The sequence below is a fragment of the Pseudoglutamicibacter albus genome, from assembly GCF_022346425.1.
Taxonomy (GTDB): domain Bacteria; phylum Actinomycetota; class Actinomycetes; order Actinomycetales; family Micrococcaceae; genus Pseudoglutamicibacter; species Pseudoglutamicibacter albus.
Map to the genome: position 1 here is coordinate 10903 of NZ_JAKRCW010000002.1, position 13967 is coordinate 24869.

Below are 13967 nucleotides of genomic sequence, written 5' to 3' on the forward strand. Positions count from 1 at the left end.
GCTAGATTTTCCACGGAAACACGTTAGTTATTGACACGAAAGATAGGAGCACGTACGCATGACGGGACGCCACACGGCTGAATCGATCACCCGCCGGCCCATCGCTTGGCACGGGCCAGACATGGAAGGACTGGTCCGCCCATGGGACCTCACAGACGAAGCCGTACAGCAGGTTCGTGACTGGCTCACCGCAGCCCGCGATTACCCCGTCGATAAGGCGGCCCAACAGCTCGCCGGCGTGCTCTCTGACCCAGACGGCCTCGACTTCACGGTCGGGTTCGTGGACCGCGTGATCCGCACCGAGGACCCAGCGGCAGCCGCGAAGGCCCTCAACGAGATCGCAGCGAAGGTCCCAGCGTTCCTGCCGTGGTACCTGCAAAGCGCAGTCAAAGCCGGTGGAACCCTGGGTAAGCTCGCCCCACGCGTCGTGATCCCGGCCGCCCGCGCCGCACTTCGTAACATGGTCTCCCACCTCATCGTGGATGCCCGCCCAGACAAGCTCACCAAAGCGATCAAGGAGCTACGCACCGAGGGTATCGACCTCAACATCAACCTGCTGGGCGAAGCGATCCTCGGCGAAGACCAGGCCGCGCACCGCGTCAAGGGCACCAAGGAGCTCATCGAACGCTCCGACGTGGACTACGTATCCATCAAGGTCTCCGCAACCGTGGCGCCGCACAGCCCGTGGGCCTTCGACGAAGCCGTGACCGACATCGTGGAGCACCTGCGCCCGCTGTATCGCGCGGCCAACAATTCCAGTCCACGCACCTTCATCAACCTGGACATGGAGGAATACAAGGACCTCGACCTCACGCTCGCGGTCTTCACCGAGCTGCTGAGCGAGGACGAGTTCACAAACACCGAGGCCGGGATCGTGCTGCAGGCCTACCTGCCGGATTCCTACGCTGCGATGAAGCGCCTCCAGCGCTTCGCCGCAGAGCGCGTGGCCAACGGTGGGGCCCCTATCAAGGTGCGCCTGGTCAAGGGCGCGAACCTGCCGATGGAACAGGTCGAAGCGCAGATGCGCGGCTGGACCCAGACCGTGTGGTCCACCAAGCAGCTCACTGACGCGAACTATAAAGCGATCCTTGACTACGCACTGACCCAGGACCACGTCAAGAACGTGCGCCTCGGCATCGCAGGCCACAACCTCTTCGACATCGCGCTGCACCTGCATCTGATGCGTGCCCGCGGCATCGAACCGGGTGGCAAGGACGTCGAATTCGAGATGCTGCTGGGCATGGCAAGCCAGCAAGCCCAAGCGGTGCGGCAGGATGTGGGCCGGCTTCTGCTCTACACGCCGGTGGTCAAGCCGGATGAGTTCGATGTTGCGATCTCCTACCTCGTGCGTCGCCTCGAAGAGGGCGCGACTGAAGACAACTTCATGTCCGAGGTCTTCAACCTCGACGAAGACCCTGCCGCGTTCAAGCAGGAAGAGGAACGCTTCCGCGAATCTGTCAGCATCCTGTCAGAATGGACGGAGGCGCCCGTACCGCGCCGCTTCCAGGACCGCAACAAAGAAGACTTCACCCAACCAACCTGGGGCGGCACCTTCACCAACGAACCGGACACCGACCCGGACCTGGCATGGAACCGCCTCTGGGGAGGAGACATCCTCAAGAACATCCCAACCAGCACCCTCGGCACAGATACCGTAGCCGCAGCGAAAGTCAAAGACACCACACGCCTCAACGAGGTCTACGACGCCGCCCAAAAAGCCGCCGACGTGTGGCAAGGCCTCACCCCAGACCAACGCGCCGACGTGCTCCACCGCGCCGGAGACAAAATGAAAGCCCGCCGCGCCGACCTGCTCGAAGTCATGGGCTCCGAAGCCGGCAAGACACTGGCCCAAGGCGACCCGGAAGTCTCCGAAGCCATCGACTTCTGCAACTACTACGCCGAACAAGCACGCAACCTCGGCGCAATCGCCGGCGCGGAACCCGTCATGGACAAAGTCACGCTCGTGACCCCGCCATGGAACTTCCCCGTAGCCATCCCAACCGGCTCAACCATCTCCGCGCTCGCCGCGGGCAGCGCGGTAGTGATCAAGCCAGCCCGCGCATCCATCCGTTGCGGTGCAGTGCTCACCGAATGCATTTGGGAAGCGCTCGATGAAGCCGGGCTCCCACGCGAGATCCTGCAACTCATCGACGCCTCCTCCCGCGACCTCGGCGACGCGATGATCACCGACGAACGCGTGGGCCGCGTGATCCTCACCGGCGCGTACGAAACCGCTCAGGCCTTCCACGAGATGCGCCCAGGCCTGCCGCTGTTCGCGGAAACCTCGGGCAAGAACGCGATCATCGTGACCCCATCCGCGGACTACGACCTCGCAGCGAAAGACATCGTCGACTCCGCATTCGGCCACGCCGGGCAGAAGTGCTCGGCCGCCTCGCTGGTGATCCTGGTTGGCCAGGCAGCCCGCTCCGAGCGCCTCTACCGCCAGATCGTCGACGCCGCGAACTCGCTCGTGGTCGGCTATCCGGAGAACCCCGAATCGATCATGGGACCAGTCATCGAAGAACCAGGGGAGAAGCTACGCCGCGGCCTCACCCAGCTTGAGCCAGGGCAGAACTGGGTCCTCAAACCTGAACCGCTCGATGACTCCGGCAAGCTGTTCTCGCCAGGCATCCGCGCCGGTGTGAAGCCTGGCTCCGAGTTCCACCTGACCGAATACTTCGGGCCCGTCACCGGCATCATGCACGCCGAAAGCCTCGAAGAAGCCGTCCAGTGGGTCAACCAGATCGACTACGGCCTCACCAGCGGCATCCACTCACTCGATGCCGAGGAAATCCGGTACTGGCAACAGCACATCGAGGCCGGTAACCTCTACATCAACCGCGGTATCACCGGCGCGATCGTTCAGCGTCAACCGTTCGGCGGCTGGAAGAAATCCGCGGTCGGCACCGGAACCAAGGCCGGCGGCCCAAACTACGTCCCGTCGATGCTGCGCTGGGAAGACTCCGAACACGGCCTCGGCCCAGCAGACCGCGAGGTCATCGTGTCCACGCCGCACTACTCGATGCTGGTCCACACCTTCAACGAAGAACCACGGGCCTGGCTCGAAAAAGCACTCGCGCAGGACGCCAAGGACAGCGAGTTCTTCGAAGGCCTCCAAGACGCCACAGGCCTCGACGTTGAGGTCAACGGTCTGCGCTACCGTCCCGTCAAGGTACGCATCCGCGTGGCAACCATCGAAGAAGCCGACCTCGTGCTGCTAGCACGCGTGGTTGCCGCAGGCTGGCGCGTACTGCGCTCCGTGACCGACCGCGTAGGAACCGGCGCTAAACAGCGCATGGAAGTCTCACTGCCAGACGAGGCACCCATCGGTATCGCCGATGCCTACCGTCAGCTGGGTGCCGCGGTCGTCATAGAAGACGAAGAAGCCTGGCTCGAAACCTGCCGACAGCTGTCCGCGAACCCGGACGGAAGCCGCGTGCGCCTCATCGGACGCGAAGGAACAGAAGAGATGGACGCGCTGGTTCAGGCGACCCGCGAGGCCACGACCCAAGCCCCAGACCTCGCCGTCAACGCGCACCCGGTCACACGTTCGGGCCGCATCGAAATGCTGCCATTCGTGCGCGAACAATCCGTGACCATGACCGCGCACCGCTACGGCACCGTCAACAAGCTCGCCAGCGAAGCACTCGGCGACGTCACCCGCAAGTAGCGCCTCAGAATAGCGCCAAGGGGATGAAGTACTGTGGCCCGCTCGAATCTTTCGAGCGGGCCACAGGTGTCAATACTGGTGGCTAGGCAACGGGGGGCGGGACAGCGCCGGGCGTGTGTCAGTGCCGGCGCTACCAGTCGCCGTCTTCGCCGTCGTCCCACAGGCCGAGCTCATCGTCCTGGGGTTCGAGCATGCGGGCAACCCGGTCTGTATCGACATCCTCGGCGCGGGTCACCGACCACCGCGGTGATTTGTCTTTATCGATCAGCAGCGCACGGATCCCCTCAACAACATCGGGGGTGTCCATGACGTAGGACGCCGCGCGGTGCTCACGTTCGAGCGCGCCCCGCAGCTCGTCTTCGGCGCGGGACTCACGCACGAGCTGCAACGCAATCTCACACGCGATCGGCGCGTTAGCGCGAATCCGCTCAGCAGCCTTCGCGGCCGCCGGCCACGGGGAGGCACCCAGATTCTTCAGGATCTGAGCGACATCACTGCCGGAATACGCCTCATCGATCCAGGCCCGCTGAACATTCAACTCAGAACGCTGCGGCGCACCATGCATGATGTGCACGCCCACCGCCAAATCCTGACCAGGCAAAGCACACAGGTCAGCGATCGAGGTGAGCACGTCATCCACGGCATCCTGCTCGATGCAGAAATCAGCCAGACCGAACTCGACAGCGTCCCCGGCACCCACCGCATCCCCAGTCAGTGCCATGTGTTCGCCGATCCGGCCCGGCGCCCGGCCCAGCCACAGCGAACCACCCACATCCGGAACATAGCCGATGCGCACCTCCGGCATCGCAAGCTGCGAATCCGGGGTCACAATCCGCACCGAAGCCGCCGATGCCAGCCCGAAGCCCGCGCCCATCGTGACCCCGGTCATGAACGCGATCACCGGCTTAGGGTAGGTCTGGATCGCGGCCGCCAGCTCGAACTCGGCGGCCAAGATGCCCAGCATCTGCGTGGCCTCGCCCGCCATGAGCATGCGGCGAAAATTCGGCAGGTCACCGCCCGCACTGAACCCACGTTCGCCCTCACCCAGCAAAACCACGGCCTTGACGTCCCCGTTATACCGCCATGTACGGAGGGAAGTGTGGACCGCATCGACCATCTCAGGGGTCAAAGCGTTGAGCTTTTCAGGCCGGTTGAGGCGGATGAGGCCCAAGCCTTGGTGCACGCTGGCGTGCACGAGGTGAGTTTGCATCTGCATGGATCCTTCCCGTTACTTCTGCCAGGCCTCGCCGGTTGCGATGACGGAGGCGAGCCGGTCTTCATGCGCCACGGCCTGGTGGGCGAGAATCAGCTCATCAGCCTGCGTCTCCTCGGCCATATTCTTGAGCTGTTCAACCACACGATCCGGCGTGCCCACCGCGGAATAGCTCATCATGTTTCGCACCTGGTTACCCGCCGGCATCTGCAGGATCTGGTCGATCTCAGCCTCGGTAAAAGGCTGCGGACGATGCCTGCCCAGCATGGACTGCACGCGGCGGCGCAGCGCGTGCTGGAACTGCTGGTTCGCCTCAGACACGGTCGGTGCGGCCACAACGCCAACAGCCACGGTGACGCGAGGCTTCTCCAGACGCTCGGACGGTTTGAACTCGCTCCGGTACACCTCAAGCGCCTCCTGCAAGTGGGTTGGCGCGAAGTGCGAGGCGAAAGAGTAGGGGAGTCCGAGTTTGGCGGCCAGCTGCGCACCGTAGAGCGAGGACCCCAGGATAGTGACTGGGATCCTGGCATCCGGTGTGGCCGGGAACGCCTCGACCCCAGGGATGCGCGACGGGCCATCCAAATACCCGAGTAGCTCCATGACGTCAGTAGGGAAATGCTCCGCGGCTTCAGGGGAGCGGCGCAGAGCGCGCACCGTCGCCTGATCCGTACCAGGAGCCCGGCCCAGGCCGAGCTGGATGCGTCCAGGGTAGAGGGCCTCGAGCATCTTGAACTGCTCAGCCACCACGAGCGGGGCGTGGTTCGTCAGCATCACACCGGCCGCACCCACACCCAACGTCTCGGTGCGGGCGGCGACGTGCCCCATCAAAACCGCGGTAGCCGTCGATGCGATCTCAGGCATGTTGTGATGCTCGGCGTAATACAAGCTCTGGTAGCCGGTACGTTCCGCGGCTTGGGCGAGCTCAACCGCGTTGACGAAGGGCTGCTGCGGACCATCGTTACGGCGCGCAGGAACCAAATCCAGCATCGAAAGCGCTGGGGCAGTGGAGTGGTCAGTTGAAGGTGAAGGGGACACCGTTGAAGTAGCCATATTAGCTATTCCAACGGTGCCCTCAAACGAAATATTCCGGCCTGGCCCACGTATGGGCCCGGCGCGGGCCGGGCGCAACCCACGTTCACGCAAGGCGCGTTTGCCCCGCGCGCCGCGCCTGCCTCCCTGCTAAGCGCGGGCGGTTGTCGCGTTGCCGAGCCCGTAGCGGCTCGAGCTCGCGTTCGCCCAGTGTTCCTTCCACATGCGTGGGGAATCGCTCAGCAGTTCACCTGGTTCAAGCCACGTGAACAGGCGAGCGAAGGAATCGTTGTTGTCTGGGGAGACGTTGCGGCGCAACATCGCAGGGGAGAGGTCCTCAGGGCGGGTCACGCCCATCGAAGCCATGATCTTGATCGCCTGGGCAACGGTTGCCTGGTGGAAGTTATAGACCCGATTAGCCTTCACATCCACGTCCAGGCCGCGCTCAAGGCGCGGGTTCTGGGTCGCGACACCCACAGGGCAGGTACCTTCAGCGCAACGCAGAGACTGGATGCAACCCAGCGCGAGCATCATCCCGCGCGCCGAGTTCGTGAAGTCAGCGCCCTGAATCAAGCGCTTGACGATAGCGTTACCCTCAGCGATCTTGCCGGAAGCACCGATCTTGACCTTATCGCGCAAACCGGCACCCACCAGAGCGTTATGCACAATCATGAGACCCTGCGTCAGCGGCATACCCATGTGGGTTTCGAACTCAACCGGAGCGGCACCGGTACCGCCCTCAGCGCCATCGACCACAATGAAGTCCGGCGCCGTGCCAACCTCAATCATCGCTTTGCACATCGCCAAGACGTCATCTACGGAGGTCACGCACAACTTGTATCCGGTCGGCTTACCGCCCGAGAGTTCGCGGGTCTTAGCGATGAACTCGATCAGCTCGGTCGGGGTCTTGAACGCTGAATGCCCCGGAGGGGAGACACACTTCACGCCCTCAGGGATGCCGCGGATCTCCGCGATCTCCTTCGTCACCTTCGGGCCAGGCAGGACACCACCGAGGCCGGGCTTAGCGCCCTGGGACAGCTTGATCTCAACGGCCTTGATTTGCTCGTTGCTGGAGACATCACGGAAACGCTCCGGATCGAACTTGCCGCTTTGATCGCGGACACCGAAATAACCCGTACCGACCTCGAGGATCAGGTCGCCACCCTGCTGGTGGTACGGCGTGAACCCGCCCTCACCGGTATCGTGCGCGAAATTACCCATTCGCGCACCCTTATTCAGGGCCGTGATCGCGTTACCTGAGAGGGAACCGAAGCTCATCGCGGAAATGTTCAGCAACGACATCGAATACGGCTGCTTACAGTCCGGTCCACCGATCTCAACACGAGGCGGGGTCTGCGGCGGCTCGAGCGGGTTCATCGAGTGAACCATCCACTCGAAACCGACCTCGTTGACTTCCGCCAACGTACCGAAAGCCTCCTCGGCCTTCTTGCCGTCGGCGCGTGCGTTGATGAGGTCTCGGGTCGTCTTGTCGAACGGGCGGCCATCCCAGTCACGTTCAATGAAATACTGCTGGATCATCGGGCGGATCTTCTCCAGCTGATACCGCGCATGCCCCAGCACCGGATAGTTACGCAGAACCGCGTTCTTCTTCTGGAGTAGATCACGAACGGCCACACCACTCACGGCAGCAGCGGCACCGATCGCAGCCCACGTACGCTTTTAAGCTTCTTGTTTGCCACAGTCTTCCCCTTGTTGGCGAGGTGAGGTGTTCCCAGATTATCGCCTCAATGTACGATGCGGCGAAAGCTGAACAGATTACTGCTCGCTTTCGCCGCATCGGGGGCTACCGCAACGTGGACGCCATAACGGGGCTACCGACTAGGGTTACCGCATCGGGGTGCCATGCTAGGGCTGCCACGTTGGGGTTAAGAATGTTATGTAATTATGCGCTGTTGTAGCGTGCGCTTACAGCGGGGTGATCTCGGTTGCCTGCAGACCCTTCGGGCCCTCAGCTACAACGAATTCAACGCGCTGGCCCTCTTCGAGGGTGCGGAAGCCAGTAGTCTGGATTGCGCTGAAGTGAGCGAAGAGGTCATCCGAAGAATCATCCGGAGCGATGAAACCGAAACCCTTGTCCGGGTTGAACCATTTGACGGTTCCAGAAGCCATACGAGCCCTTGTCCTTTCTACACCCAGCGGTTAAGCCGGGCCTATGCCCACGCATGGGCGGTTCTACTACCTTGACTCGCGGTGTGCTGACCGGTGCCGGACTGCTTTCGGCGAACAAGATCTGCCTGCATATGCACAGACGTAGCTTTCACGCTACCGTCTCGGAGTGAATTACTCTAGCGGGGCGATAAACTCACAGCGCATTCATATCGGCTCACATGAGAAGCTCAGCTACGGCTTAGGTTCAGGGTGCTGTTAAAGGCCGGCATTGAGGTCCAGATCCTCGATGTTCTCAACCGTTGGAACCCACGATGCGCGCAGCTGATCCATCTGCCGGCGCTCCTTCTTGGTGGGCCGGCCAGAGCCGCGCGGACGGACCGGCACCTGCGGGATCGCGGGCTTGACCCGTTCAGGTGTGTGGTCGACGTATGCGGTGGCCGCGACCTGCGCTGAGACGCGCTTGGCGAGCGGCTTCACAACCTGCAGGTGCCGATCGAAACCATGCCGGCGGATGCGCACGTTATCGCCGGGCTTGATCGCATATGCCGCCTTGACCGGCTCACCATTGACCCGAATATGTCCCGCCCTGCACGCGGTGGTGGCCTCTGAACGCGTCTTATAGACGCGCACGGACCACAACCACGCATCGATACGAGCTTTCATAAACGAACCCTCACATGCAGTACGGAGTTTGGGTAGGGGAGGAGCAGATCAGCCTGGGCTTGTTGCAGACTAATGCGGCCCTGTTGCAGACCAACGCAGGCCTGCTGCAGACCAGCGTAGCCCTGCTGCAGGCCCCGCGTTAGGCGAGCTGCTTGACCCGCTTAGCGCGCTTCTTCGCGATCTTCCGGACGCGTTTCTTCCTCTTGCGGTATTCGAGATCATCCACCTTGGTTTCCCTCCCGGTGAAGACCTTGATTGCGGCCCACGCGGCAGCCGTAAGCGGAACGGCAAGCAGCGCACCGATGATGCCGGCAAGAACCGTCCCCGCAGTCAGGGCGAACAGCACGACGAGCGCGTGAACCCGCAGAGCCGAACCCATCACGAGCGGCTGCAGGAGGTTACCTTCAAGCTGGTTCACAACAATCGAACCGATAATGATCGCCAGCGCTGGAAGCCAACCGTTGGTCACTAAAGCGACGAGGGCGGCGAGGATCGAGCTGACCAACGCACCCATGATCGGGATGAAGCCGCCGATGAACACGATGATCGCCAGCGGGAACCACAACTGCACACCGAACACGAGCATGACCAGGGCGATGCCTGCCGCATCGACCGCTGCAATCACCGCGGTGCCACGCACATAACCGCCGAATGTGTCACGGGCACGCACCGCAGCCGTATGCCACGTAGGCTGAGCAGACTCAGGAACCCATGAGTGAAGGAAAGACCAGATCTTGTCGCCATCACGCAAGAAGATCGCGATCGTGACAATGAACGTACCCATGCCAGCGAAGAACATGCTGGCCGAAGACAATCCAGCCGCCGCGCCCGTGCTGAAGGTTGAGCTGGTCAAGAACTTCTTTACCTGCTCGATCCCTTCATCCACTTGGCTCGAGCTGATTTCGATGCCCATCTTGTTCGCCATCTCACGCGTCTGGTTGAAGCCCTGCACCGCGTTATCAACCAGCCCGCTCCACTGGCTGATGACCGTCGCGGTGATCCCGCCAACAATCCCACCAAGAACTAACACTGCGGCAACCACAACCACTACGGCGGCCCACGTATCAGACATGCGTTGGCGCAACCATTCGATCGCAGGCCACGCCGCACACGCGAGGATGGTCGCCAACAAAACAGGGATGACGAGAACCGAAACCTGGATCAGCCCGTAAATTAGGACGGAGGCCAGCGCGATGATGAGCAGCACCTGCGCGCTACGTGCACCCGCGCGGCCCCAACGGTCCTTCCAGGGGTTCGGCAGATGACGCACGCTCGGCAAATGGTTCGACGTGTTGGCCTCCGTGCTGCCAGACACCGGCGCAGGCTTTTGCGCCGCGGCAGGAATGTGAGTGCGGGTTTTGCGCTGAGGCGTGCCGTCTAGTTGACCTGTGCCTTCTTGCTGACCGGTGCTTTCGTGCTGATCCATGTCTACTATCTTGGCACGATGCGCACCGACACGGGCTGTTAGTTAGAATCCAAACTCGTGAGCTATGCAATCAACCCCACGGACGGAACCCGCATCTACTACGAGGTAACCGGGGAGGGGCCCGTCCTGATTTTCCTGCACGGATCGGCGCTGTCGCGGGTCATTTGGCGTGGGCTGGGCTACCTCAAGGGGCTGCCGGGCTACACCCACATCCGCATCGACGCGCGCGGCCACGGCAAGTCAGATAAACCCCACGAACCGCAGGCCTATGCGATGGAGCGCATGGCTGAAGACGTGCTCGCCGTGATGGATGCTGAACAGATCGCTACCGCGGGCCTGGTCGGTTACTCGCTCGGGGCGCGCACCGGCTGGCAGCTCATGACCACCGCGCCAACCCGATTTACGACCTTCGTTGCGCTCGGGGGAAGCCACCGGAAGCAGACCGGTGAAGTCCAAAACATCTTCTTCCCCGGCTACCTCGAAACCTTGCGTGCCGGAGACATCGACGCGTTCGTCGCGGGCTTCGGGCCAGGACTAGACCACGCCACCGCGCTCGCATTCAAAGCCAACGACCCGCTCGCGCTCTACGCGATGTTCACCGAGATGGAAACAGCAGAGAAAACCATCCCGGACACGCTCATCGCCCAGGTCAGCGCACCCGTGCTCACGATGGCCGGAGACAAGGACCCGCGCCGTTACGCAGACTCACAAGATGAAGCACAGCTCGCTCAGAACTGCACGTTCCATCCACTGCCTGGACGCAACCACGCGGGTACCTTGTTCTATGCGCAAGACAACCTCGCCGTCATCAAACCGTTCCTCGATAAGAACTACCCTGGGCTGGGTTAGCCCGGGTTGATACAGGCGGGGCTAGCCTGCGCGATGCCGGGCGCACCGCGATGCCCGGCGCCCCACGTTGCCCGGCGCACCACGATGTCCCGGAGCAGCTAACCGGCGAAAGTGGATTTGCCGGTCACGCCACGCCCGATCAGCAACGCCTGCACAGTTTCGGTGCCTTCATAGGTGTGCAGCGCCTCGATGTCGGCGAAGTGGCGTGCCACCCGGTTCTTGATCAGGATGCCGTTGCCGCCCAGAAGGTCACGCGCATCGGCGGCAATCGAACGGGCCGCACGCGTGGACGTGAACTTAGCCAGCGATGCAAGCTCGCCGGAGAGCTCACCGCGGTCCTCCAACTCGGTGCAGTGCAGAGCCAAAAGCTGCGCCTGAACGAGCGTGGACTGCATGCGCGCCAAACGCTCGTTCACAATCTGGGAATGAGCCAGCGGGCGGCCAAACTGCATGCGCTTGCTCGCGTACTGCGCGGCGACCTCGTACGCGCCCATCGCCGCACCCACGGCGGCCCACGCAACACCGAGGCGGGTAGCGAACAAAACCTGCGCCGTGTTCTTGAAGGACTGCGCGCCCGGCAGCACGTTCTCCTCTGGAACGAACACATCCTGCAGATCAATTTCGGCCTGCCACAAGCAACGCAGAGCGATTTTCTCCTTCAAATGGAACGCGCTGTAGCCCTCCGCATCCTGCGGGACAATGAAGCCTTTGACCTGGCCGTCATCGGTATCACGAGCCCACACGACCGAGATGGCCGGCGCACCGAACTCCGGACCGATCGCCCCGTTACCGATCCACTTCTTGGCGCCAGTGATGCGCCACCCGCCATCGACCTTAGTAGCCATGGTCTCCAGGCCGATCGAATCCGAGCCGTGGGTTGGCTCCGTCAGGGCGAACGCGCCAGCAACACTGCCTTCGGCAAGTGCCGGACCCCACTTCTGCTTCTGTTCCTCGGAGCCGCACAGGTCGATCGAACGCAGAGCCAAGCCACCCTGGACACCCACGATGGTGGACACCGAGAGGTCTACGCGGCCCAGCTCCATGCCGACCATCGCGGCCTCAAGCCGGCTCCAGCCTTCACGGCCATCCACCGCGATGCCGTCGCGCAGCAGATCAGCCTCGCCGAGTTCCTTGGTCAGATGCGCCGGATACTCGCCGCGGTGCCAGTAGTCATCGATCACCGGCGCGACCTTCTCGAGCGCGAAAGCGCGCGCCCGCTCCCGCACGGCACGAGCGCCTTCAGGTAAATCTTTGAAAACCCCCGCCGGATCAGCGTTCGGCGCGTCAGGGCCGGCCGCGTACAGATCGTAATCCGGCTCCGTGAGCGAAGCAGGGCGCGATGTGGATGCTTGCTGCGCTGGCTGCGACGATGATGGCTGCGGTGGGGAGGTGGAAGCGTCAGTCATGAGAACTCCTGAAACGAAGACGTGAGCGGAGGGCAACGGCAACAGCAGCGACTATGCGGTACGGCCGGCAGTTACCCCCAAGTAACCTAATGTGACCAGCCTAACGTTCGCGCGTTCATCTGACTAGGGCTAGGCCTGCCTAAGGTGCGTAGAGAACGCGCCAATGCAGCCGACAGCGCAGTGCGCGTTTACCGCGCCTTACCGCAACACTTCAAGGAATCCATCAGAAACTTGTGAAACGCTGACAGTTATGAGATTCCTAGCAACCTTGTTGACGGCCTTGCCTGCAGAAAAAGCGAGCCCCAGCGATGGTCAGAGCCCCGGTGAATCGGAATCTCCAAAACCGTCTGAGGAACCTGGCGCATCGGAATCTGGGAAGCCCTCAAGCGACCCGTCCTCAACAGACCCCAGCAAGGATCCAAGCTCAAGCCCGAGCGGCTTCCTGGAGCCTGATCCGGACAAGCCGACGCTTCCCGGGCTCGAGCCGATCGTCGAGAGCGCACCGAATGTGGTGCGGCCGTGGCTCGCGTTCGGCATTCCGATCGTCGCATCGTTAGTCATCACATGGCTCGTGTGGTTCATCTTCGCGCGGATCCTGCGTAAGCGCCCGCGGGTCAAGGAGCAGCTAGGCCGCCTCCAAATCCCTGTGTTCTGCCTCCTGCTTTCGGTGGGACTCATGTTCGGGACCCCGGGGGTGTTCCGGGATGAAGAAATATCGATCCCGTTGGCTGTGATCCTCAAAGTCGCGGCCGTCGCTTCGATCACGTGGCTTGCGGTCACGGTGCTTTCGGTGGTCGAAATCTCCGTGATTGTGCACTATGAGGAATCCGGGGACCCGCGGCAGGTAGCCAAGCTGCGTACCCAGATGACGTTGATGCGGCGGCTCGTGACCGCGATCGTGCTCGTGCTCGGCGTGGGCGCGGTGCTACTCATGATCCCGAGCGTGCGCGCGATGGGTGCAACCGTTCTCGCGTCCGCCGGTTTGATCTCCGTGGTTGCAGGCCTCGCGGTTCAGGGAGTGCTGACCAACGTGTTCGCTGGCTTGCAGCTCGCGTTCTCGGACGCGATCCGTGTTGAAGACATCGTGGTGGTGGAAGGCCAACGCGGCAACGTCAAAGAGATCACGCTGACATACGTTGTGGTCAAGCTCGTGGACGGCCGCAAAATGATTCTGCCGTCTACCTACTTCACCACCACGCCGTTTGAAAACTGGTCGCGAGGCGGGGAAGAAATCAAGGGCTCGGTGGTCCTGGACCTCTCGTGGGATGCACCCGTTACGGCACTGCGTAAACGCGTTGAACAGCTACTGGACGCAACTGAGCTGTGGGACGGCCGCTTCAGTGAGACCGTTGTGACCAACGCGGCCGGCGGCAACATGCAACTCACCGTCGTGGTGAGCGCCCGCAACCCGGGCGACCTCTGGGATCTGAAAAACTACATCCGCGAACACCTCGTAGACGAAGTCATGCAGAAATACCCGGACGCCCTCCCGAAAGTTGTGCCCGGCAGCCAGCCGCCAGCCTGAGCCAGCGTAGCCAAAGCTCACCGGCGGAACCGGAGCTCACCGGCGGAACCGGAGCT

The 13967-nt window shown here is 62.4% G+C and carries 11 protein-coding genes; 4 read left to right on the plus strand and 7 right to left on the minus strand.

Annotated elements, in window-relative coordinates:
• Window positions 1–58: 58 nt before the first annotated feature.
• Window positions 59–3670 carry a bifunctional proline dehydrogenase/L-glutamate gamma-semialdehyde dehydrogenase gene (locus MHJ63_RS01425; protein WP_239445960.1) on the plus strand — a complete coding sequence of 1204 codons (3612 nt, stop codon included), beginning with the start codon at window positions 59–61 and terminating at the stop codon, window positions 3668–3670.
• Window positions 3671–3800: 130 nt separating this feature from the next.
• Here MHJ63_RS01425 and MHJ63_RS01430 read toward each other — a convergent pair whose 3' ends face one another.
• The 5 genes from MHJ63_RS01430 to MHJ63_RS01450 form a co-directional block, all read right to left on the minus strand.
• Window positions 3801–4886 carry an enoyl-CoA hydratase/isomerase family protein gene (locus MHJ63_RS01430; RefSeq protein WP_239445961.1) on the minus strand — a complete coding sequence of 362 codons (1086 nt, stop codon included), beginning with the start codon at window positions 4884–4886 and terminating at the stop codon, window positions 3801–3803.
• Window positions 4887–4898: 12 nt separating this feature from the next.
• Complete coding sequence (locus MHJ63_RS01435) at window positions 4899–5933, minus strand: LLM class flavin-dependent oxidoreductase (protein ID WP_070491682.1); 1035 nt, start codon at window positions 5931–5933, stop codon at window positions 4899–4901.
• A 129-nt stretch (window positions 5934–6062) separates the two neighbouring features.
• Window positions 6063–7547, minus strand: coding sequence for an FMN-binding glutamate synthase family protein (locus MHJ63_RS01440; RefSeq protein ID WP_338110360.1), 1485 nt, complete (start codon window positions 7545–7547; stop codon window positions 6063–6065).
• A gap of 291 nt (window positions 7548–7838) precedes the next feature.
• The gene (locus MHJ63_RS01445; RefSeq protein ID WP_035756264.1) at window positions 7839–8042 is read right to left on the minus strand and encodes a cold-shock protein; all 204 of its coding nucleotides are present in this window, start codon (window positions 8040–8042) and stop codon (window positions 7839–7841) included.
• Window positions 8043–8297: 255 nt separating this feature from the next.
• Complete coding sequence (locus MHJ63_RS01450) at window positions 8298–8705, minus strand: RNA-binding S4 domain-containing protein (RefSeq protein ID WP_070491686.1); 408 nt, start codon at window positions 8703–8705, stop codon at window positions 8298–8300.
• A 14-nt stretch (window positions 8706–8719) separates the two neighbouring features.
• Here MHJ63_RS01450 and MHJ63_RS09895 point away from each other — a divergent pair, with 14 nt between their 5' ends.
• Window positions 8720–8848, plus strand: coding sequence for a hypothetical protein (locus MHJ63_RS09895; protein WP_256276334.1), 129 nt, complete (start codon window positions 8720–8722; stop codon window positions 8846–8848).
• Here MHJ63_RS09895 and MHJ63_RS01455 read toward each other — a convergent pair.
• Window positions 8845–10131, minus strand: a complete 1287-nt coding sequence (locus tag MHJ63_RS01455; RefSeq protein ID WP_083289501.1) for an AI-2E family transporter — start codon at window positions 10129–10131, stop codon at window positions 8845–8847. The genes MHJ63_RS09895 and MHJ63_RS01455 overlap by 4 nt on opposite strands.
• A gap of 57 nt (window positions 10132–10188) precedes the next feature.
• Between MHJ63_RS01455 and MHJ63_RS01460 the strand changes: the two genes are divergently transcribed.
• Entirely contained in the window at window positions 10189–10980 is a 792-nt protein-coding gene (locus MHJ63_RS01460; protein ID WP_070491688.1) for an alpha/beta fold hydrolase, read from the plus strand.
• 98 nt (window positions 10981–11078) lie between these two features.
• On the opposite strand, the gene MHJ63_RS01465 is transcribed toward MHJ63_RS01460, so the two are convergent.
• Window positions 11079–12386 (minus strand): acyl-CoA dehydrogenase family protein, encoded by a 1308-nt coding sequence (locus MHJ63_RS01465; protein ID WP_239445962.1) that lies wholly within the window; start codon window positions 12384–12386, stop codon window positions 11079–11081.
• Window positions 12387–12636: 250 nt separating this feature from the next.
• Between MHJ63_RS01465 and MHJ63_RS01470 the strand changes: the two genes are divergently transcribed.
• Window positions 12637–13911, plus strand: a complete 1275-nt coding sequence (locus MHJ63_RS01470) for a mechanosensitive ion channel family protein (protein ID WP_083285428.1) — start codon at window positions 12637–12639, stop codon at window positions 13909–13911.
• The last annotated feature ends 56 nt before the right edge of the window (window positions 13912–13967 follow it).